The 20,049-nt window shown below is 58.0% G+C and carries 22 protein-coding genes, 1 tRNA gene and 1 pseudogene; 22 read left to right on the top strand and 2 right to left on the bottom strand.

Annotated features, from left to right (window positions below):
- Positions 1-63 precede the first annotated feature (63 nt).
- Positions 64-906: a mechanosensitive ion channel family protein gene (locus tag V3W27_RS27610; RefSeq protein ID WP_007912753.1), complete on the top strand. Its 843-nt coding sequence runs from the start codon at positions 64-66 to the stop codon at positions 904-906.
- Between the two features lie 117 nt (positions 907-1,023).
- Here V3W27_RS27610 and V3W27_RS27615 read toward each other — a convergent pair.
- Positions 1,024-2,386: pseudogene (locus V3W27_RS27615) on the bottom strand (OprD family porin).
- Positions 2,387-3,280: 894 nt separating this feature from the next.
- Between V3W27_RS27615 and V3W27_RS27620 the strand changes: the two are divergent.
- The gene (locus V3W27_RS27620) at positions 3,281-3,706 is read left to right on the top strand and encodes an HIT family protein (protein ID WP_027612530.1); all 426 of its coding nucleotides are present in this window, start codon (positions 3,281-3,283) and stop codon (positions 3,704-3,706) included.
- Positions 3,707-3,709: 3 nt separating this feature from the next.
- Positions 3,710-3,916: a SlyX family protein gene (locus V3W27_RS27625; RefSeq protein ID WP_330208038.1), complete on the top strand. Its 207-nt coding sequence runs from the start codon at positions 3,710-3,712 to the stop codon at positions 3,914-3,916.
- Positions 3,917-3,988: 72 nt separating this feature from the next.
- On the opposite strand, the gene V3W27_RS27630 is transcribed toward V3W27_RS27625, so the two are convergent.
- Positions 3,989-4,591: a cold-shock protein gene (locus V3W27_RS27630; protein ID WP_027612531.1), complete on the bottom strand. Its 603-nt coding sequence runs from the start codon at positions 4,589-4,591 to the stop codon at positions 3,989-3,991.
- Positions 4,592-4,901: 310 nt separating this feature from the next.
- On the opposite strand from V3W27_RS27630, the gene V3W27_RS27635 reads away from it, so the two are divergent.
- From V3W27_RS27635 to nadA, 19 genes are all read left to right on the top strand, one after another.
- Positions 4,902-5,372, top strand: coding sequence for a Dps family protein (locus V3W27_RS27635; protein WP_007912745.1), 471 nt, complete (start codon positions 4,902-4,904; stop codon positions 5,370-5,372).
- Between the two features lie 186 nt (positions 5,373-5,558).
- Complete coding sequence (locus tag V3W27_RS27640; protein ID WP_247269719.1) at positions 5,559-5,894, top strand: ribbon-helix-helix domain-containing protein; 336 nt, start codon at positions 5,559-5,561, stop codon at positions 5,892-5,894.
- Between the two features lie 133 nt (positions 5,895-6,027).
- The gene (locus tag V3W27_RS27645; protein WP_003227532.1) at positions 6,028-6,249 is read left to right on the top strand and encodes an FmdB family zinc ribbon protein; all 222 of its coding nucleotides are present in this window, start codon (positions 6,028-6,030) and stop codon (positions 6,247-6,249) included.
- A 100-nt stretch (positions 6,250-6,349) separates the two neighbouring features.
- Complete coding sequence (gene aspS / locus V3W27_RS27650) at positions 6,350-8,125, top strand: aspartate--tRNA ligase (protein ID WP_003227530.1); 1,776 nt, start codon at positions 6,350-6,352, stop codon at positions 8,123-8,125.
- A gap of 129 nt (positions 8,126-8,254) precedes the next feature.
- The gene (locus V3W27_RS27655) at positions 8,255-9,001 is read left to right on the top strand and encodes a YebC/PmpR family DNA-binding transcriptional regulator (protein ID WP_003227527.1); all 747 of its coding nucleotides are present in this window, start codon (positions 8,255-8,257) and stop codon (positions 8,999-9,001) included.
- Between the two features lie 158 nt (positions 9,002-9,159).
- Complete coding sequence (ruvC, locus tag V3W27_RS27660) at positions 9,160-9,687, top strand: crossover junction endodeoxyribonuclease RuvC (RefSeq protein WP_007962095.1); 528 nt, start codon at positions 9,160-9,162, stop codon at positions 9,685-9,687.
- A gap of 114 nt (positions 9,688-9,801) precedes the next feature.
- On the top strand, positions 9,802-10,410 hold the full coding sequence (gene ruvA, locus V3W27_RS27665; protein WP_003227522.1) for a Holliday junction branch migration protein RuvA: 609 nt from the start codon (positions 9,802-9,804) through the stop codon (positions 10,408-10,410).
- On the top strand, positions 10,411-11,472 hold the full coding sequence (gene ruvB, locus V3W27_RS27670) for a Holliday junction branch migration DNA helicase RuvB (RefSeq protein ID WP_330208039.1): 1,062 nt from the start codon (positions 10,411-10,413) through the stop codon (positions 11,470-11,472). It begins immediately after the preceding gene.
- A gap of 127 nt (positions 11,473-11,599) precedes the next feature.
- The gene (gene ybgC / locus V3W27_RS27675; RefSeq protein WP_047599520.1) at positions 11,600-12,067 is read left to right on the top strand and encodes a tol-pal system-associated acyl-CoA thioesterase; all 468 of its coding nucleotides are present in this window, start codon (positions 11,600-11,602) and stop codon (positions 12,065-12,067) included.
- Positions 12,057-12,752 carry a protein TolQ gene (tolQ, locus tag V3W27_RS27680; RefSeq protein WP_007912733.1) on the top strand — a complete coding sequence of 232 codons (696 nt, stop codon included), beginning with the start codon at positions 12,057-12,059 and terminating at the stop codon, positions 12,750-12,752. Before ybgC ends, tolQ begins: the two co-directional genes overlap by 11 nt.
- Before the next feature lie 23 nt (positions 12,753-12,775).
- A complete protein-coding gene (gene tolR / locus V3W27_RS27685; protein ID WP_161794900.1) occupies positions 12,776-13,228 on the top strand; it encodes a protein TolR in 453 nt (150 codons plus the stop codon).
- The gene (tolA, locus tag V3W27_RS27690; protein ID WP_097085954.1) at positions 13,228-14,304 is read left to right on the top strand and encodes a cell envelope integrity protein TolA; all 1,077 of its coding nucleotides are present in this window, start codon (positions 13,228-13,230) and stop codon (positions 14,302-14,304) included. The genes tolR and tolA overlap by 1 nt, the downstream gene beginning before the upstream one ends.
- Before the next feature lie 17 nt (positions 14,305-14,321).
- Positions 14,322-15,602, top strand: a complete 1,281-nt coding sequence (gene tolB, locus V3W27_RS27695) for a Tol-Pal system beta propeller repeat protein TolB (protein WP_164747834.1) — start codon at positions 14,322-14,324, stop codon at positions 15,600-15,602.
- 52 nt (positions 15,603-15,654) lie between these two features.
- A complete protein-coding gene (gene pal / locus V3W27_RS27700; RefSeq protein ID WP_003178634.1) occupies positions 15,655-16,152 on the top strand; it encodes a peptidoglycan-associated lipoprotein Pal in 498 nt (165 codons plus the stop codon).
- 6 nt (positions 16,153-16,158) lie between these two features.
- The gene (gene ybgF, locus V3W27_RS27705; RefSeq protein WP_047296035.1) at positions 16,159-16,995 is read left to right on the top strand and encodes a tol-pal system protein YbgF; all 837 of its coding nucleotides are present in this window, start codon (positions 16,159-16,161) and stop codon (positions 16,993-16,995) included.
- A 166-nt stretch (positions 16,996-17,161) separates the two neighbouring features.
- Positions 17,162-17,809, top strand: coding sequence for a 7-carboxy-7-deazaguanine synthase QueE (gene queE, locus V3W27_RS27710; protein ID WP_027612537.1), 648 nt, complete (start codon positions 17,162-17,164; stop codon positions 17,807-17,809).
- A 1-nt stretch (position 17,810) separates the two neighbouring features.
- Positions 17,811-18,503, top strand: a complete 693-nt coding sequence (gene queC / locus V3W27_RS27715; protein ID WP_330208040.1) for a 7-cyano-7-deazaguanine synthase QueC — start codon at positions 17,811-17,813, stop codon at positions 18,501-18,503.
- A gap of 62 nt (positions 18,504-18,565) precedes the next feature.
- A tRNA-Lys gene (locus V3W27_RS27720) sits at positions 18,566-18,641 on the top strand.
- Between the two features lie 271 nt (positions 18,642-18,912).
- The gene (nadA, locus tag V3W27_RS27725; protein ID WP_003227499.1) at positions 18,913-19,971 is read left to right on the top strand and encodes a quinolinate synthase NadA; all 1,059 of its coding nucleotides are present in this window, start codon (positions 18,913-18,915) and stop codon (positions 19,969-19,971) included.
- Positions 19,972-20,049: the final 78 nt, after the last annotated feature.

Consider the following 20,049-nt stretch of genomic DNA (forward strand, 5'->3'; position numbering starts at 1 on the left):
GCAAGCCCGCTCCCACTTTTTATATGTGTACAGCCCGGGTAGCCGGAAATCAGGAGATGGAAGATGGATTTGAATGCTGAGGTAGACAACCTGGTCAAGGCGTCCCAGGCGTGGATTCCGATGATCATGGAATACGGCAGCCGCGTGCTGCTGGCGGTGATTACCCTGGCCATTGGCTGGTGGCTGATCAACAAGGTCACGCAAAAACTCGGCGGTCTGCTGGCGCTGCGTAATGCCGACCTGGCGCTGCAAGGCTTCATCAGCAGTCTGGCGAACATCATTCTCAAGGTGCTGCTGATCGTCAGCGTGGCCTCGATGATCGGCGTGGAAACCACCTCGTTCGTGGCCGCGATTGGTGCTGCCGGCCTGGCCATCGGTCTGGCGTTGCAGGGCAGCCTGGCGAACTTCGCCGGCGGCGTGCTGATTCTGTTGTTCCGTCCGTTCCGTATCGGTGACTGGATCGAAGCGCAAGGTGTGGCGGGTACTGTCGACAGCATCCAGATTTTCCACACCGTGCTGCGTACCGGTGACAACAAGACCATCATCGTCCCGAACGGCAATCTGTCGAACGGCATCATCACCAACACCAACCGTCAACCAACCCGCAAAGTGGTGTTTGACGTGGGTGTGGATTACGAAGCTGATCTGCAAAAGGCCCGTCAGGTGCTGCTGGATCTGGCCAAGGATGAGCGCGTGTTGCAGGACCCTGCGCCACAAGCGGTCATTTCGACGTTGGGTGACAGTTCGATCACTGTTTCCCTGCGTGTGTGGGTTAAAACTGCAGACTATTGGGACGTGATGTTCATGTTTAACGAACAGTCGCGTGATCGTTTAAAGACTGCCGGTATTGATATTCCGTTTCCACAGCGTGTGATTCGTGTGGTTCAGGAATCGGCAACACAATGATAGGTTGCTAATTAAATGCCTGACTTGTTGGTCAGGCATTTATTACAAGTGACAGGCAATAAAAAGGCCCATCCGAAGATGGGCCTTTTTTTATGCTTCCAAACTAACCACTGACGATTACAAGATGTTCAGTGGGTATTCGGTGATCAGGCGGAACTCTTTAACGTCGCCTTCACCCTGGTCGGCGTTGGCAGTGTGCCAGGCTTGACGGATGCGGAACGACAGATCTTTCGCTGGGCCAGACTGAACAACGTACTTGGCTTCGAAGTTGGTTTCGTGGTGTTTGCCATCTTCACCGTAGAGCGGTGCGCCAGTGCTGGTGCGGTATTGGCTGTTTGCAGCCAGACCGGTACCGTCGATATCCCAACCTTTGACGTAACGAACCATGAAACTCAGGCCAGGTACGCCGTACTCGGCCATTTTCAGGTCGTAACGGGCTTGCAGGGATTTCTCGCCTGGACCGTTGAAGTCAGAGTACTGGATGGAGTTGGCGAGGAAGATCGAGTCGCCGCCACGGTTGTTCTTGCCCACGCCGACGTAGTCGAACGGGGTATCGCCGTTAACCTTCTGGAAGGCCAGGGTGAAGGTGTGTGCCTTCAGGAACGACAGCGCGGTTGCCAGGGAGAAGGCAGTGTTGCTGATGTCACCTGCCAGCTTGTCACCGGTATCGGTGGTGCGGTAGATGTTGAAGTCAGTGTTCAGCGAAGTGTCGCCACCGAATGGGGTGGTGAGGTTCACGTTCGCGTAGTACTGGTTCCAGACGTCTTCCAGCTTGGCACCGTAGAGCGATGCGCTCAGGTTGTCGGTGATGCCGTATTTGCCGCCGAAATAGTCGATCGAATTGGCTTCTACGCCAGCGTAGTTCGCATACAGGCCGCCGTTACGGGCGTTTTTGTCCTGGCTGGTCGCCGAGTAGAAGTGACCGGCTTCGAGGTCAAGGTCTTTGACTTCGCTGCTCTGCAGCTGGAAGCCGCTGGCAGTTTGCGGAATGATACGGGAGCCGCCAACTGCGAACACAGGAGCAGTACTTGGCTGCTGGTCGCCGACTTTCAGTTCGGTTTTGGAGATGCGGAATTTAATGGCAGCGCCGGCTTTGCCTTGGCTGTCATTGACGTCGCGAGCGCCGTTGTTCGGATTGACAACATCGCTACGGCTCATGTTGCCCGACCCGGAGGTACCGTCACCGCCGTCCAGTTTGAGAGCCAGGTAGCCGAAAGCGTCAATACCTACGCCGACAGTACCTTGTGTAACCGGAGTTGAAATTGGTCAGGAAACCCTGGGTCCAGTCCTTCTGGTCAGCGCCACCGTTCTTGTTGTCGCGGTTGAAGTAGTAGTTCTTCAACGTTTCGGTGAGTTTTGCATCTTCAACGAAACCTTTGGCTTCTGCCTGGTCACTAACAAACGGGGCGGCCGTAGCCAACTGAGTACTGGCTGCTGCTGCAACTGCCAGTGCGATTGTGCTCCACTTCATCACGCGCATCGTGATTTGCTCCTTTGGTTTTAGAAGAGTACTGCCGTCCCACCTGTTTTATTATCTGGGCGGCTCTTTCTTTTTGTGTCGGCGCAAACTTATATCACGCCGACATTGTTGGCGATACTTGCACATACAACCTTTCATGTTCTTTACGACGAGGTCGCAAATGGCTTGGTCGATGTCGCAAATTCACAGTACCCATGCAGCCGGGCTGACAACTTTATCGCTGTTTCTGGGCCTTTTTGCATCGGTAAAAAAGAGTCCCTGGCAAAACACTTGAATCTCCATTGGGGCAACCCTGCCACCGTGTTTGGTTGGTCTCAAGCTGCCACTTCCCGTGGTGCGCTTATAGACCATGCGTGTCTCAATGCAACAAGCGTGCACAAAGTGCAGGGTTGCCACGTTTATTTTTCTGCACACCCGCCTTTCGCTGTAAAAACCGCATAAAAACGGGGGTTCAAGCCCTTTTGTATCAGGGGCTTGACGCATACCTTTGCATCGTGTTGTCAGGTTTGCGTGGGGCCATGACAACCAAAAACGTTACCGGTTCACCCCGTCAGTGAGTATTTGGCGGATGCCCGACGCACTGAGCGTAGACGCACTGTGCGGTTTTGGTGCAAAAAATTTACAGGCTGTACTGGATTCATACAGCTTGCGGTGCTTCTGCAGTCGGGTGGTTCAGGTTGTTTCGGGAATTTGCTCGTGTTCGAGGCCGGCTTACGCTCCGGGATGGTGCACAACCTTCTTGAATGTCTCTTGGCAGGGCTGTGGTGGCCTGACCCTGCACTGCATCGTGAAGCGCGGCGCATTCGCAGGTATGCTGCCTGCCTGTCGCTTGGCGTCTTGCCTGTCTGGATGGCCGCTAAGCTGAATTGTGTAGATCAGCCGGGAGTGCACGCAGTGTTTGCTTTAGATTCACGACTTCAACAGGACACCCTGACCATCGGCGATTTCCCGCTCTGCCGGCTGCTGCTGTCCAACGATGCCAATTACCCGTGGTTCATCCTGGTGCCTCGTCGCGACGATATCAGCGAGTTGTTTCAGTTGGATGTCGCCGACCAGCAGCAGTTGTGGCAGGAAACCACGGCGCTGGCCGAGTTGCTCAAGGACTTGTTCGATGCCGACAAGCTGAACGTCGCGACGCTGGGCAACGTTGTCAGCCAGTTGCATATGCATGTGATCGTGCGCAAGCGTGACGATGCGGCATGGCCGGCGCCGGTCTGGGGCAAGCACCCGGCCAAACCCTACAGCGCCGAGCAGGTCGCGAGCATTCGTGAGCGGCTGCGTCTGGTGCTGACCGAACACTTCACGTTTCTGGAGGGTTGAACCATGAACCTTGAAGAACGCGTCACCGATCTGGAAAGCCGTCTGGCTTTTCAGGATGACACCATTCAGGCGTTGAACGACGAACTGGTGGCGCAGCAGCGGGTGATCGAGCGCCTGCAGTTGCAAATGGCGGGGTTGCTCAAGCGTCAGGAGGAGATGGTCGGGCAGTTCGATTCTTTCGAGGAAGAGGCGCCACCACCGCATTACTGATGCCAACACCTTTATGCAGGCGTAAAAAAACCGCGAGCAGCCTGGCTGTTCGCGGTTTTTTATTGCCTTGGATCAGCGACGCGGCAGGGCGGCGATCACGTCCTCGGCTTGCAGGCCTTTGTCCCGATTCATCACCGAGAACTCCACGCGCTGGCCTTCGACCAGTACGCGATGGCCTTCGCCACGGATTGCACGAAAGTGCACGAAAATATCATCGCCGGAATCCCGGGAGATAAAGCCGAAGCCTTTGGAGGTGTTGAACCACTTGACGGTACCGGTATCGCGGTTGCTCATGTCATAGGTAGTCGGTGCGGCGGCCGGTGAAGACTTGTAGAAGCTGATGGCCAGATGCAGGACCACGGCAACCAGAGCGATCACCAGGCTGAACAACACCGCCGGTTGACCGGCGATGACTGGCATCGGTGCGATCAGGGTCAGGGTTTGCAGGACGACAGTCAGCACGAGAAGAGCGCTGACCAGATTTTGCAGATGCTGGCGCGGGCCTTTGTTCCAGTAAGGAATCACTGGAGCGATGACCAGATTCAGCAGGCCGAAAAAGGCCAGGTAAAGTGCATCGGGTTGTTGCAGGTAAGGAACGGCTTCGGATTTCAAGCTAGGTATGAACGACAGCAGCAAGGCCGCTGCGCCCATTAGCAGGTGGACGATTTTCAACATTTTGATTGGCTCACGTTATGACGGCTCACAAGGAAGAGCTGAAGGCGCACGGTTCGCTTCGGAACAATAAAGAGGCGTTGGACACGTGCCCGGCATCAGCCTATGCGCGACACCCCCGAAAAATGGGGCGTAGCGACACACTGCCTATTTAACAGCAAAGCCTGCAGCTACTCAAATTACCCCGGCCAGCGGCACGTGCCCGGTCGATTTGTCGCATGGCGAGTGAAGATTGCCAGCTGCGAGGTGGCGGCTGCCTTGCTAGAGTGGGTCTGCACCTGTTGGATGAATTCAATCGCCTTAGGGGGTAAACATGGCAATCGATATCGGTATCAGTGAAGAAGACCGCAAGTCCATCGTCGAGGGGCTGTCGCGGCTGCTGTCGGACACCTACGTGCTGTATCTGAAAACCCATAACTTCCACTGGAACGTCACAGGTCCCATGTTCAGGACCCTGCATTTGATGTTCGAAGAGCAATACAACGAGCTGGCGCTGGCGGTGGATCTGATCGCCGAGCGTATCCGCGCTCTGGGTTTTCCTGCGCCGGGTGCCTACGCGACTTACGCGCGTCTCTCCTCTATTAAAGAAGAAGTCGGGGTGCCAAGTGCCGAGGACATGATCAAGCAGTTGGTCGACGGCCAGGAAGCGGTCACTCGCACCGCTCGCGGCATCTTCCCGTTGTTGGACAAGGTCAGTGACGAGCCGACGGCCGACTTGCTGACCCAGCGCATGCAGGTGCATGAGAAGACCGCGTGGATGTTGCGCGCGTTGCTCGAGGCCTGATAGTCCGGTGCGCGGACGTCCGCAGGTGTGGATGTCCGCATACTGTTTCAAATCTTACTGAAGATGTCGGCTTATCCTACGCTGCTGGGCAACTAGTCATCTGGCGCTGACTTTGCGTCTGCGTTTTTATGAAGGCACAGGATGTTGTCTTTATAAAAGCAGCGATGACAAAGGAGTGTCAGCGATATGGTAGGTGGAGACAGGCGATGCGAGCATGTCGGTTCGCAACGGGAAATGAAGGTCGATCCGTTTGTCAGCGATTTCGATTTCGAGCTGATCCGGCCGCTGGCCAGATCAGTGCGTTTGAACGGCTTTGCCACTTGCTTGAGGCTCGAGCAGGTTTACTGGAACATTCTCGGTGACATGGCTGGGCACAATGGCTGCTCGGTCAGTACGCTGCTGTCCCATGTGGACCGCCAGGTGCACCTGCGCCACGGCGGGGTGAAAAACTTCAGTGGTCTGGTACGGGTGGTGTGCGTGATGAATGGCCTGCGCGATACTCCGGCGGCCGTCATGCCCTGAACGGGCAATACTTGAAATGACGTGGCGGGCTGTGCAGTCTTACGGCTGCACAGCCCGCATTTAATGGATATAATCCCGCTCTTTCGCCGCAAAGCCCTGCGCGCGGTGGCAATCTGATCGCCGAGACACCCCCATGCCGATGTACGATTATCAATGTGCTTCCTGTGGTCATCAGTTGGAAGCCATTCAAAAGATCAGCGAGGCACCGCTGGTCGACTGCCCTGCCTGTCAGGCGCCAGAGCTCAAGAAACAGCTGTCCATGCCGGGTTTTCGCCTCAGCGGCAGCGGTTGGTACGAAACCGATTTCAAGACCGGAGCCAAGAAGAATCTGGCCGGTGGCGACAAATCTGACTAGGGTTCAGGCCCAGGTCGAACGACACGCGTGAGATTTCGCAGTGCTTGAGTGCGACGGGATCTCCACCGAATTTCGAATTACGAGAAGCGAAACCACTACCATGATGCGCAGCCATTATTGCGGCCAACTGAACGAAAGCCTGGAAGGCCAGGAAATTACCCTTTGCGGATGGGTTCACCGTCGTCGCGACCACGGCGGGGTGATTTTCCTCGATATCCGTGATCGTGATGGTCTGGCTCAGGTGGTGTTCGATCCGGATCGCGCCGAGAGCTTCGCCGCCGCCGATCGCGTGCGCAGCGAATACGTCGTGAAGATCACCGGTAAGGTGCGTCTGCGTCCGGCCGGTGCGACCAACGCCAACATGGCGTCGGGCATGATCGAAGTGTTGGGCTACGAGCTGGAAGTGCTGAACGAGTCGGAAACCCCGCCGTTCCCGCTCAACGAATACTCCGACGTCGGCGAAGAAACCCGCCTGCGCTACCGCTTCCTGGACCTGCGTCGTCCGGAAATGGCCGAGAAGCTGCGTCTGCGTTCGCGCATGACCACCAGCATCCGTCGCTTCCTCGACGAGAACGGTTTCCTCGACGTCGAAACACCGATTCTGACCCGTGCTACCCCGGAAGGCGCCCGCGACTACCTGGTGCCGAGCCGTACTCACGCCGGTTCGTTCTTCGCGCTGCCGCAATCGCCTCAGCTATTCAAGCAACTGCTGATGGTTGCCGGTTTCGACCGTTACTACCAGATCGCCAAATGCTTCCGCGACGAAGACCTGCGTGCCGACCGTCAGCCTGAGTTCACTCAGATCGACATCGAGACCAGCTTCCTCGACGAAAAAGACATCATGGGCCTGACCGAAGGCATGATCCGCAACCTGTTCAAGGAAGTGCTGGATCTGGAATTCGGCGAATTCCCGCACATGACCTTTGAAGAAGCCATGCGTCGTTACGGTTCCGACAAGCCGGACCTGCGTAACCCGCTGGAACTGGTCGACGTTGCCGACCAACTCAAAGAAGTCGAATTCAAGGTGTTCAGCGGCCCGGCCAACGATCCGAAATGCCGTATCGCTGCACTGCGCGTTCCAGGCGGGGCGAGCATGCCGCGCAAGCAGATTGACGACTACACCAAGTTCGTCGGCATCTACGGTGCCAAGGGCCTGGCGTACATCAAGGTCAACGAGCGCGCTGCCGGTGTTGAAGGTCTGCAATCGCCGATCGTGAAGAACATCCCTGAAGCCAACCTCAACGTGATCCTCGATCGCGTCGGCGCGGTTGACGGCGACATCGTGTTCTTCGGTGCCGACAAGGCCAAGATCGTCAGCGAAGCCCTGGGTGCGCTGCGTATCAAGCTCGGCCACGACCTCGATCTGCTGACCTGCAAGTGGGCGCCAATGTGGGTCGTCGACTTCCCGATGTTCGAAGAAAACGACGACGGCAGCTTCTCGGCGCTGCACCACCCGTTCACCGCACCGAAGTGCTCCCCTGAAGAGCTGGAAGCCAATCCGGCCGGCGCTCTGTCACGCGCCTACGACATGGTGCTGAACGGTACCGAGCTGGGTGGCGGTTCGATCCGTATCCATCGCAAGGAAATGCAACAAGCGGTGTTCCGCCTGCTGGGTATCAATGAAGCGGAACAGGAAGAGAAGTTCGGCTTCCTGCTCGACGCGCTGAAGTATGGTGCGCCGCCGCACGGTGGTCTGGCCTTCGGTCTGGATCGTCTGGTGATGCTGATGACCGGCGCCCAGTCGATCCGTGAAGTGATCGCTTTCCCGAAAACCCAGAGTGCTGCGGACGTCATGACGCAAGCACCGGGTGTGGTGGATGCCAAGGCACTGCGCGAGCTGCACATTCGTTTGCGCGAAACGCCAAAGGCTGAGTAAGACGGGCCTGAAGGCGCATCTTCGGATGCGCCTTTTTTCTTTCTATAGAGAGCAGGTCGAGATTTTTTTGTTTGCTGGCCACTGCGTGAGCGGGGCGGGCAACGTTTCAAAGAGAATTCGGAGCGAGTTATGGCAGGTCATTCCAAGTGGGCGAACATCAAGCACCGCAAAGAACGTCAGGATGCCAAGAGAGGCAAGATCTTCACCAAGTGGATCCGTGAGCTGACCGTTGCGGCCCGTCAGGGCGGCGGTGATCCGGGTTCCAACCCGCGTCTGCGTCTGGCCCTGGACAAGGCCCTCGGCGCGAACATGAGCCGTGACATCATCGACCGCGCCGTGGCCCGTGGTGCCGGTGCGACCGAAGCGGACAACGTTGAAGAGCTGACCTATGAGGGGTACGGCCCGGGCGGCGTGGCGGTGATGGTCGAGTGCATGACCGACAATCGCAACCGTACCGCAGCGGCCGTACGCCATGCATTCAGCAAGTGCGGCGGCAACCTCGGCACCGACGGTTCGGTCGCCTATCTGTTCGAACGCAAAGGGCAGATCAGCTTCGCCCCGGGCGTTGACGAAGACGCCCTGACCGAAGCGGCGCTGGAAGCCGATGCCGACGATGTGGTCAGCCATGAAGACGGCTCGATCGATGTGTTCACCTCGTTCACCAGCTTCTATGCGGTGCGTAACGCGCTGGAAGCGGCCGGGTTCAAGGGTGACGACGCGGAAATCGTCATGCAGCCGACCACCAGTGCCGAACTGGATCTGGAAGGCGCGGAGAAGGTGCTCAAGCTGATCGACATGCTCGAGGATCTGGATGACGTGCAGAACGTCTACTCCAACGCGGACATTCCCGAAGATGTGGCCGCTCAGCTCGGTTAAGAGCGACTAGGCTTCAATGTGGGAGCGGGCTTGCTCGCGAAGGCGGCGTATCAGCAAGCATCAATGCTGAATGACACACCACCTTCGCGAGCAAGCCCGCTCCCACATTGGATATTCGCTGTTATGAATTTCTTGTTTTTACCGACTCCGCAGGCGTTATGACTTTAATTCTGGGTATCGACCCCGGCTCGCGCATCACCGGTTACGGGATTGTTCGCGATACCGGCCGCGGCGGCTGCATCTATGTGGCCTCGGGCTGCATCCGTACCGGCGCCGGTGAGTTGCATGAGCGGCTGCAGATCGTTTATCGCGGCGTGCGTGAAATCATTCAGACCTATGGCCCGGTGACCATGGGCATCGAAAAAGTGTTCATGGCGAAAAACGCCGACTCGGCGCTCAAACTTGGGCAGGCTCGTGGCGCGGCGATTGTGGCTGGCGCTGAAGAGTGCCTGGAGATTGCCGAGTACACCGCCACCCAGGTCAAGCAAGCTGTGGTCGGCACCGGCGCCGCCAATAAAGAACAGGTGCAGATGATGGTCATGCACATGCTCAAGCTGACCAGCAAACCGCAGATCGATGCCTCGGATGCCCTGGCCATCGCGATTTGTCACGCGCACACCCGTTCCAGCCTGCTGCCGCATGGCCTGGGAACCGCACGCAGTCGTGGCGGGCGCCTGCGTCTCTGATAGCATCAGCAATCATTTTTGCGGAATGCGGATTTCGCGCCTGGGTCGTCGGCCCGATTCCCGCCTTCCATCTGTCGCCAGCCCACGGCTGGCCAACGCTCAAGGATCTGAAACGTGATTGGACGCTTGCGCGGCACCCTGGCTGAGAAACAGCCGCCGCACCTGATTCTGGATGTAAACGGCCTCGGGTATGAGCTGGAAGTGCCCATGACCACCCTTTATCGTCTGCCGTCGGTCGGTGAACCGCTGACGCTGCACACCCATTTGGTCGTACGCGAAGACGCGCAGTTACTCTATGGTTTCGCCGGCAAGCGTGAGCGAGACTTTTTTCGCGAGTTGATCCGTCTCAATGGTGTCGGGCCGAAACTGGCCTTGGCCTTGATGTCGAGCCTGGAAGTCGATGAACTGATTCGCTGCGTGCAATCCCAGGACACCTCGGCGCTGACCAAGGTCCCGGGGGTCGGCAAGAAAACCGCTGAGCGCCTGCTGGTTGAACTGAAGGATCGCTTCAAGGCCTGGGAAACCTCGCCGGCCATGTTCGCCCTGGTGCCGAATCAGCCGGACGGCCCGGCGCCGGTCAACACCGCTGAAAACGATGCGGTCAGCGCGCTGATTTCCCTGGGCTACAAGCCGCAGGAAGCGAGCAAGGCGATTACCGCCATCAAGGACAAGAATTTGAGCAGTGAAGACCTGATTCGCCGCGCCCTGAAGGGAATGATTTAAGTGATTGAAGCTGATCGTCTGATCGCCGCCGCGCACAGCCCGCGCGAGCGCGAAGAAGTCCAGGATCGGGCCATTCGCCCGGTCAGTCTGGCCGACTACATTGGCCAGCCGACCGTGCGCGAGCAGATGGAACTGTTCATCCAGGCGGCGCGTGGTCGCAATGAATCGCTGGATCACACGTTGATCTTCGGCCCGCCGGGTCTGGGTAAAACCACGCTGGCCAACATCATTGCCCAGGAAATGGGCGTGTCGATCAAAAGCACGTCCGGTCCGGTGCTCGAGCGTCCGGGAGATCTGGCGGCACTGCTGACCAATCTGGAACCGCACGACGTGCTGTTCATCGACGAAATCCATCGACTGTCGCCCATCGTTGAAGAAGTGCTGTATCCGGCGATGGAAGATTTCCAGCTCGACATCATGATCGGCGAAGGGCCGGCGGCGCGCTCGATCAAGCTTGATCTGCCACCGTTCACCCTCGTTGGCGCCACCACCCGTGCCGGCATGCTGACCAACCCGTTGCGTGACCGCTTCGGTATCGTCCAGCGTCTTGAGTTCTACAGCACGGCGGATCTGGCGACGATCGTCAGTCGGTCGGCGGCGATTCTCGGTTTGCCGCTGGATCCGGAGGGGTCTTTCGAAATCGCTCGTCGCGCTCGCGGTACACCGCGGATCGCCAACCGCCTGCTGCGGCGGGTGCGCGATTTTGCCGAAGTCCGTGCCAAGGGCCATATCACCAAGTCGGTGGCCGATCTGGCGTTGAACCTGCTGGACGTCGATGAACACGGTTTCGACCATCAGGACCGGCGCCTGCTGCTGACCATGATCGAGAAGTTCGATGGCGGCCCGGTGGGTATCGACAGTCTGGCGGCGGCGATCAGTGAAGAGCGCCATACCATCGAAGATGTGCTGGAGCCGTACCTGATTCAACAGGGTTACATCATGCGTACGCCACGGGGCAGGGTGGTGACACGGCATGCGTACCTGCATTTCGGTTTAAACATTCCGTCACGAATGGGTGAAATGCCCGTGGCAGACGAGTTTCTCGATGCCGTGGACGATTGATACACATTTTTTGGCGATTTATTCAGCGTTTGTACTGTCACAGGACGGTACTTTTGCGGTAAAGCCTTAAACACTGAAAAAACAGTTGCCTGGCCGGATTGGCAACCCGAGGAGTAAGCACTAGAGTATGCGCGCGCAAAACGGGCTTGAGCCGTTCGCACATCGTTGTCGCGTTTATTACGAGGACACCGATGCGGGCGGCATCGTGTATTACGTTAATTACCTCAAGTTTATGGAACGGGCTCGAACCGAGCGGCTCCGGACGCTGGGCTTTGCCCAGTCGGAACTGGCCGGGGAGGACCTGTTGTTTGTCGTGCATTCCAGCGAAGCGCGCTACCACGCGCCGGCGCGACTGGACGACGAACTGCTGGTAAGCGCTGATGTAATCGAATTGAACCGTGCCAGCCTGCGCTTCAAACAGCAGGTCAGGCGGGCCACGGATAATGTGCTGCTCTGTGAAGGGCAGTTTCTGGTGGCCTGCGTGCGCACCGAAAGTTTGAAACCCCGGGCCATGCCCGAATCCTTGCGTGCGGCCTTTGCCGACGCGGGCGGCACGGGTACACACTCAAAGCAGGAGATAAAGCGTGGAAGCTAACGTCGTCGACCATTCCTCCATGTGGAGCCTGGTCAGCAATGCCAGCATCGTGGTGCAGTTGGTAATGTTGACCCTGGTGGCCGCATCGGTGACCTCATGGATCATGATCTTTCAGCGCAGCAATCTGCTGCGTGCCGGTCGACGCGCCCTGGAGAGCTTCGAAGAGCGCTTCTGGTCGGGTATCGATCTGTCCAAGCTGTACCGTCAGGCCGGCAGCAACCCGGATCCGGATTCGGGTGTGGAGCAGATCTTCCGTGCCGGTTTCAAGGAGTTCTCCCGTCTGCGTCAGCAGCCAGGCGTCGATCCGGAAGCGGTGATGGAAGGTGTGGCCCGTGCCATGCGCGTTGCCATCTCCCGCGAGGAAGAGAAGCTGGAGCAGAGCCTGCCGTTTCTCGCCACCGTTGGTTCGGTCAGCCCGTACATCGGTCTGTTCGGTACCGTGTGGGGCATCATGAACTCCTTCCGCGGTCTGGCCAGCGCCCAGCAGGCGACCCTGGCCACCGTGGCCCCGGGTATTGCCGAAGCCCTGATCGCCACCGCGATCGGCCTGTTCGCCGCGATCCCGGCCGTTATCGCTTACAACCGTTTCTCTGCCCGCAGCGAAACCTTGCTGAGCCGCTACTACACCTTCGCCGATGAGTTCCAGGCGATCCTGCACCGCAAAGTGCACACCAGCGAAGAATAAGCAGGTATTTCCCGATGGCTTTAATCGCTCGAGCCCGAAACAAGCGCAAGCCGGTCGCCGAGATGAACGTGGTGCCATACATCGACGTGATGCTGGTGCTGCTGGTTATCTTCATGGTGACCGCGCCGATGCTCAATCAGGGCGTGAAAGTGGATCTGCCCAAGGTTTCCAGCGAAGCCTTGCCGCAGGACAACAACACTCAGGTGCTGACCATTTCGATCAAGGCTGACAAGACCTACTACTGGAACCTTGGCAGCGAAGTCGATACCGAAAAGCAGCAGGACAGGGCAATGACCCTGCCGCAGATGACTGACGCGGTGACCAAGATCATTCGCGCCGGCACCGAAGGCGGCAAGCGTACCCAGGTCTTTATCCGAGGCGACAAGTCGGTCGACTACGGCGCCGTGATGGGTGCCATGGGCGGGTTGCAGAAAGCCGGGGTCGGTAATGTTGGTTTGATTACCGAGGCCCCCTGATGCAGCAACAGCGAGAGCCGTCCGCCTCGGAAAGCTACTTCTGGCCTAGTGTTCTGGCGATTGTCCTGCACGTGCTGGTGTTCGGCATGCTGTTCGTCAGTTTCGCCTTTACACCCGAGTTGCCGCCGGCCAAGCCGATTGTCCAGGCGACCCTGTACCAACTGAAATCGAAAAGTCAGGCAACCACCCAGACCAATCAGAAGATTGCGGGTGAGGCGAAGAAATCCGCCGCGCGCCAGACCGAAGTCGAGCAGATGGAACAGAAAAAGGTCGAGCAGGAAGCGGTGAAGGCTGCGGAACAAAAGAAAGAAGAAGCGGCTCAAAAGGCCGAGGAAGCCAAGAAGGCCGATCAGGCGAAGAAAGCGGACGAGGCGAAAAAGGCTGATGAAGCCAAGAAAGCCGACGATGCGAAGAAAGCCGAGGCCAAGAAGGCAGAAGAGAAACAATTGGCTGATATAGCCAAGAAGAAAGCCGAAGAAGAAGCCAAGAAGGCGGCTGAAGAAGAGGCCAAGAAAGCGGCCGCTGAAGAAGCCAAGAAGAAGATCGTCGAAGACGCGAAGAAGAAAGCCGCCGAAGACGCCAAGAAAAAAGCTGAAGCTGAAGAGGCGAAGAAGAAAGTCGCCGACGAAGCGAAGAAGAAAGCTGCTGCCGATGCTGCGAAGAAGAAATCGCAGGAAGCGGCACGTAAATCCGCTGAAGAGAAAAAGGCTCAGGCCCTGGCAGATTTGCTTTCCGACACGCCACAGCGTCAGCAGGCCTTGGCCGATGAGCAGGGTGACGAAGTCGCGGGCAGTTTCGATGACCTGATTCGTGCGCGGGCAGCGGAAGGTTGGGCGCGTCCGCCTTCGGCACGCAAAGGCATGACGGTCGTGCTGCAAATCGGCATGTTGCCGGACGGTACGGTGACTTCGGTCAGCGTGGCCAAGTCCAGTGGCGATGGTCCGTTCGATGCGTCGGCAGTCGCGGCAGTGAAGAATATTGGACGTTTGACAGAAATGCAGGGAATGAAGCCGAGCGATTTCGCTCCGTATCGTTCATTCAAGATGACATTCACACCTGAGGATCTAGCCTTGTGAGAAACCTTCTTCGAGGAATGCTGGTCGTGATCTGCTGCATGGCAGGGATCGCGATGGCTGATGAAAAGAACATTCTGGTCACCAGCGGCAGCGATCGGGCCACCCCGATCGCCGTCGTACCGTTCGGTATGCAGGGCGGTGCGGTGCTGCCGGACGATATGGCTGAAATCATTGGTAACGATTTGCGGAACTCGGGCTACTACTCGCCGATTCCAAAGCAAAACATGATCAGCCAGCCAAGCCAGCCGAGTGAAATCATCTTCCGTGACTGGAAGGCGGTGGGTGCTCAATACATGATGGTCGGCAGCATTGCTCCTGCGGGTGGTCGTCTGCAGGTGCAGTGGGCACTGTTCAACGTGGCCACCGAGCAGAAAGTGGCTGACGGCAGTGTTTCCGGTACCACCGAGCAACTGCGCGACATGGCGCACTTCATCTCTGACCAGTCGTTCGAAAAACTCACCGGTATCAAAGGTGCGTTTTCGACCCGTCTGCTGTACGTGACAGCCGAGCGTTTCTCCGAGAAGAACACTCGCTACACCCTGCAGCGTTCGGACTACGACGGTGCCCGTGCCGTGACTCTGCTGCAATCGCGCGAGCCGATCCTGTCGCCGCGTTTCGCCCCGGATGGCAAGCGCATCGCCTACGTGTCGTTCGAGCAGAAGCGTCCACGGATCTTCATGCAGAACATCGACACCGGTCGCCGTGAGCAGATCACCAACTTCGAAGGCCTGAACGGCGCACCAGCCTGGTCGCCAGATGGCAATCGCCTGGCTTTCGTACTGTCGAAAGACGGCAACCCGGATATCTATGTGATGAACCTGGGTTCGCGTCAGATCACTCGCGTGACTGCAGGTCCTGGCATAAACACCGAACCGTACTGGGGCAAGGATGGTTCGACCATCTACTTCACCTCGGACCGTGGCGGCAAGCCGCAGATCTACAAAACCAGCGCCAGCGGCGGTGGTGCCGAGCGTGTGACCTTCATTGGCAACTACAACGCCAACCCGAAGCTTTCGGCTGATGAAAAGACTCTGGTGATGATCCATCGCCAGGATGGTTTCACCAATTTCAAGGTGGCGGCCCAGGATTTGCAGCGAGGTAGTGTAAAGATCCTCACTGATAGCACTCTGGACGAGTCACCTACTGTTGCGCCCAACGGCACCATGGTAATCTACGCCACCCGCCAGCAGGGCCGGGGAGTCTTGATGCTCGTGTCCATTAATGGACGCGTGAGGCTCCCGCTTCCTACCGCACAAGGCGAAGTCAGAGAACCGTCCTGGTCCCCTTACCTGAACTGACGCGGCGCTTTACGTTTTACTTAACACACTGGGGTTCATTAGGAGTTTCACGATGGAAATGCTGAAGTTTGGTAAATTTGCTGCGCTGGCTCTGGCCATGGCTGTAGCTGTAGGTTGCTCGTCCAAAGGCGGCGACAACGCCGGTGAAGGCGCTGTTGATCCAAACGCTGGTTACGGCGCAAACACTGGTGCCGTTGACGGTTCCCTGAGCGAAGAAGCTGCTCTGCGCGCAATCACCACCTTCTACTTCGAATACGACAGCTCGGACCTGAAGCCAGAAGCCATGCGCGCTCTGGACGTTCACGCCAAAGACCTGAAAGCAAACGGCGCTCGCGTTGTTCTGGAAGGCAACACCGACGAACGTGGTACTCGTGAGTACAACATGGCACTGGGCGAGCGTCGTGCGAAAGCCGTTCAGCGCTACCTGGTACTGCAAGGTGTTTCCCCAGCTCAGCTGGAACTGGTTTCCTACGGCGAAGAGCGTCCAGTTGCTACCGGCAACGACGAGCAGTCCTGGGCTCAAAACCGTCGCGTCGAACTGCGTAAGTAATTCGATATGCGAACGTGCCGTCGTGCTGTAACTGTTCTGGCTCTCAGCCTCGCGCCGCTTGCGGCGTGGGCTGCGGTTCCTGTGGTCGATGACAACTCCGGTTATAACAATAGCGGGAGCAGTTATCCGCCTGCGGGTTACGGTACGAACGGCGCCTATGCCGGGGGAGCGGCTTCGGCCCCTGCCTCGGCACAGGGCATGCTGTTCAACCAACTGCAACAGATGCAGGATCAGATATCGCGCCAGCAAGGTGTGATCGAAGAACTGCAGAATCAGGTTGCGCGCATGAAACAGGAATCCCTGGAGCGATACCAGGATCTTGATCGGCGCATAGGATCCGGTGTTGCACCTGCCGCGACTCCTGAGAATTCTTCTGCCGGTGGCGATGCAAGTGCTGCCGCCGGTGCTGCCGCTGGTGCCGGGGCTGCTGCCGCCCAGGCACCTGCTGCAAGTAGCGAACCGGGTGATCCGGCCAAGGAAAAGCTGTATTACGATGCCGCTTTCGACCTGATCAAAGCCAAGGATTTCGACAAGGCCAGCCAGGCTTTCTCGGCATTCCTGCGCAAATACCCGAACAGCCAATACGCGGGCAATGCCCAGTACTGGTTGGGCGAAGTGAACCTGGCCAAGGGCGATCTGCAAGGTGCAGGTCAGGCTTTTGCCAAAGTTTCTCAGCTCTATCCCAAGCACGCCAAAGTGCCGGATTCGCTGTACAAGCTGGCTGATGTAGAGCGCCGCCTCGGTCACACCGACAAGGTCAAAGGCATTTTGCAACAGGTGGTTTCCCAATACCCGGGGACCTCCGCTGCTCAGTTGGCCCAACGCGATCTGCAACGCATGTAAGTGTGTTTGACCCGTTTGGAAGAAACCCGCGCTTGTCGCGGGTTTTTTCGTTAGAATTCACGCCCTTTTTCTGAAACACGCTTCTGGTGATCTACGCGTTGGCGGGGTTGCCTGAAGTGCCTGACGGAGGCGGACAGCCTGTTTAGCTGTTACGCCCGTGGCGACTATGCAAGACACATTGAGAATTACCGAAGTTTTCTACTCGTTGCAGGGGGAAACGCGGACTGCCGGGCTGCCCACGGTTTTTGTGCGCCTGACCGGTTGCCCATTGCGTTGCCAATACTGCGACAGCGCCTATGCGTTCAGCGGCGGTACGATCCGCACCCTCGACGATATCCTCGAACAAGTGGCCGGGTTTCGCCCGCGCTACGTCTGTGTGACCGGCGGTGAACCGCTGGCGCAGCCCAATGCCATCCCGTTGCTCAAGCAATTGTGTGATGCCGGTTACGAAGTGTCACTGGAAACCAGTGGTGCACTCGATATCTCGGCGGTAGATTCGCGCGTCAGTCGCGTGGTCGACTTGAAGACACCGGACTCCAAAGAGGCGCACCGCAACCGCTACGAAAACATCGAACTGTTGACGCCCAACGATCAGGTGAAGTTTGTCATCTGTTCGCGGGACGACTATGACTGGGCGGTTTCCAAACTGATCCAGTACGGTCTCGATCAACGTGCGGGTGAAGTGCTGTTTTCCCCAAGTCATCATGACCTCAATGCCAGGGATCTGGCGGACTGGGTGGTGGCAGACAACCTGCCGGTGCGTCTGCAATTACAGCTGCACAAGTATCTTTGGAATGACGAGCCGGGGCGCTGAGATGACTGAACAACTGAACACCACCGAACAGCGTGCAGTGATTTTACTGTCGGGCGGTCTGGATTCGGCCACGGTCGTGGCAATGGCCCGAGCCGAAGGTTTCGCCTGTTACACCATGAGTTTCGATTACGGCCAGCGCTCCCATGCAGAGCTGCATGCCGCCGCGCGCGTCGCTCGCGATCTGGGTGTGGTCGAGCACAAAGTGATCGGCCTGAACCTGAATGGCATGGGCGGCTCGGCGCTGACCGACACCAGCATCGACGTCCCGGAAGAGCTGGGCGAGGGCATCCCGGTGACCTACGTACCGGCGCGCAACACGGTGTTCCTGTCGCTGGCACTGGGCTGGGCTGTAGTGCTTGGCGCGCGTGACATCTTTATCGGGGTCAACGCGGTGGACTATTCCGGTTACCCGGATTGCCGTCCGGAGTTCATCGAGTCGTTCGAGCGCATGGCCAACCTGGCGACCAAGGCGGGTGTGGAAGGCAACGGTTTCCGCATCCAGGCACCGCTGCAGAACCTGAGCAAGGCGCAGATCGTCCAGGCGGGCGTGAAGCTGGGCGTGGATTACGGCCTGACCGTTTCCTGCTATCAGGCGGACGATGAAGGCCGCGCGTGCGGCAAATGCGACAGCTGCCGCCTGCGTGCAGAAGGCTTCGCAGCGGCCGGTGTAAGCGATCCAACACCTTATTTTTGATTTTTTTCAAAAAGGTGTTGAATAGTCCTTAAAAATCAGTATTATACGCGCCACCACACAGCGGGTCGTTAGCTCAGTTGGTAGAGCAGTTGGCTTTTAACCAATTGGTCGTAGGTTCGAATCCCACACGACCCACCATATTTGGCGGTTTAGAAAATCCGGAAGGCCCACGAAAGTGAGGATTTCCGGGTTTTTTTTTGCCTGCGATTCAGGCACCTCTCCCTTGATCGTTGCCTGCGCTGACACAGGTCAGAATCATCTTTTGTATCAACGGGATATTCTGTAGCCTTGCGCAGCTTCAACGCTGTCCGTGCCTGATAATACTCACTCTCCCGGCGGTACCCTCAAGTGGTCCGGAGCCGGGTGTATACTCGACTTTCGCGCGAAAGCGCCTGCAGGTCTTGCGAACATGACGCAGATTTCCGAACGCCTTCTGGTTCAAGCCCACCTCGATGCCAAACAGCCCAAACCGCTGACTGCCGAGGAAGAGGCCTACTACCGTTCCGCCATCGCCGCCGAGCTCAAGGCTCAGGACGCGGTGCTGGTGGCCCACTTCTATTGCGATCCGGTGATTCAGGCCCTGGCCGAAGAAACCGGCGGCTGTGTGTCTGACTCCCTCGAAATGGCGCGCTTCGGCAACGCTCACCCGGCCAAGACCGTGGTGGTCGCCGGCGTAAAGTTCATGGGCGAGACCGCGAAGATCCTCAACCCGGAAAAACGCGTGCTGATGCCGACCCTGGACGCGACCTGCTCGCTGGACCTCGGTTGCCCGGTGGACGAGTTCTCGGCGTTCTGCGATCAGCACCCGGAGCGCACGGTGGTGGTGTACGCCAACACCTCGGCCGCGGTCAAAGCCCGGGCTGACTGGGTGGTAACGTCGAGCTGCGCACTGGAGATCGTCGAAAGCCTGATGGACAACGGCGAGACCATCATCTGGGGCCCGGACAAGCACCTGGGCACTTACATCCAGCGCAAGACCGGCGCTGACATGCTGCTGTGGGACGGTGCCTGCATCGTCCACGAAGAGTTCAAGTCCAAGCAGCTCGAAGACATGAAGGCGCTGTACCCGGACGCCGCGATTCTGGTGCATCCGGAGTCGCCGACCTCGGTGATCGAACTGGCGGATGCAGTAGGTTCCACCAGTCAGTTGATCGCTGCCGCGCAAAGCCTGCCGAACAAGACTCTGATCGTCGCCACTGACCGCGGCATCTTCTACAAGATGCAGCAGCTGTGCCCGGACAAGGTCTTCATCGAGGCGCCAACCGCCGGTAACGGCGCGGCGTGCCGCAGTTGCGCACATTGCCCGTGGATGGCCATGAACACCCTTGAGCGCACGCTCAAGAGCCTGAAGGAAGGGACGAACGAGATCTTTGTCGATCCGGCGCTGATTCCGCAGGCGATCCGCCCGTTGAAGCGCATGCTGGATTTCACCCAGGCGGCGCGGATGAAGCTGGCGGGTAACGCCTAAGCTGTTTCTGCCATACAAAAAACTGTGGGAGCGGGCTTGCTCGCGAAGGCGGTGTATCAGTCGATGCAAAAGGTGACT

Origin of the sequence: Pseudomonas sp. AM14(2022) (assembly GCF_036346455.1) — a bacterium.
Classification (GTDB): domain Bacteria; phylum Pseudomonadota; class Gammaproteobacteria; order Pseudomonadales; family Pseudomonadaceae; genus Aquipseudomonas; species Aquipseudomonas putida_A.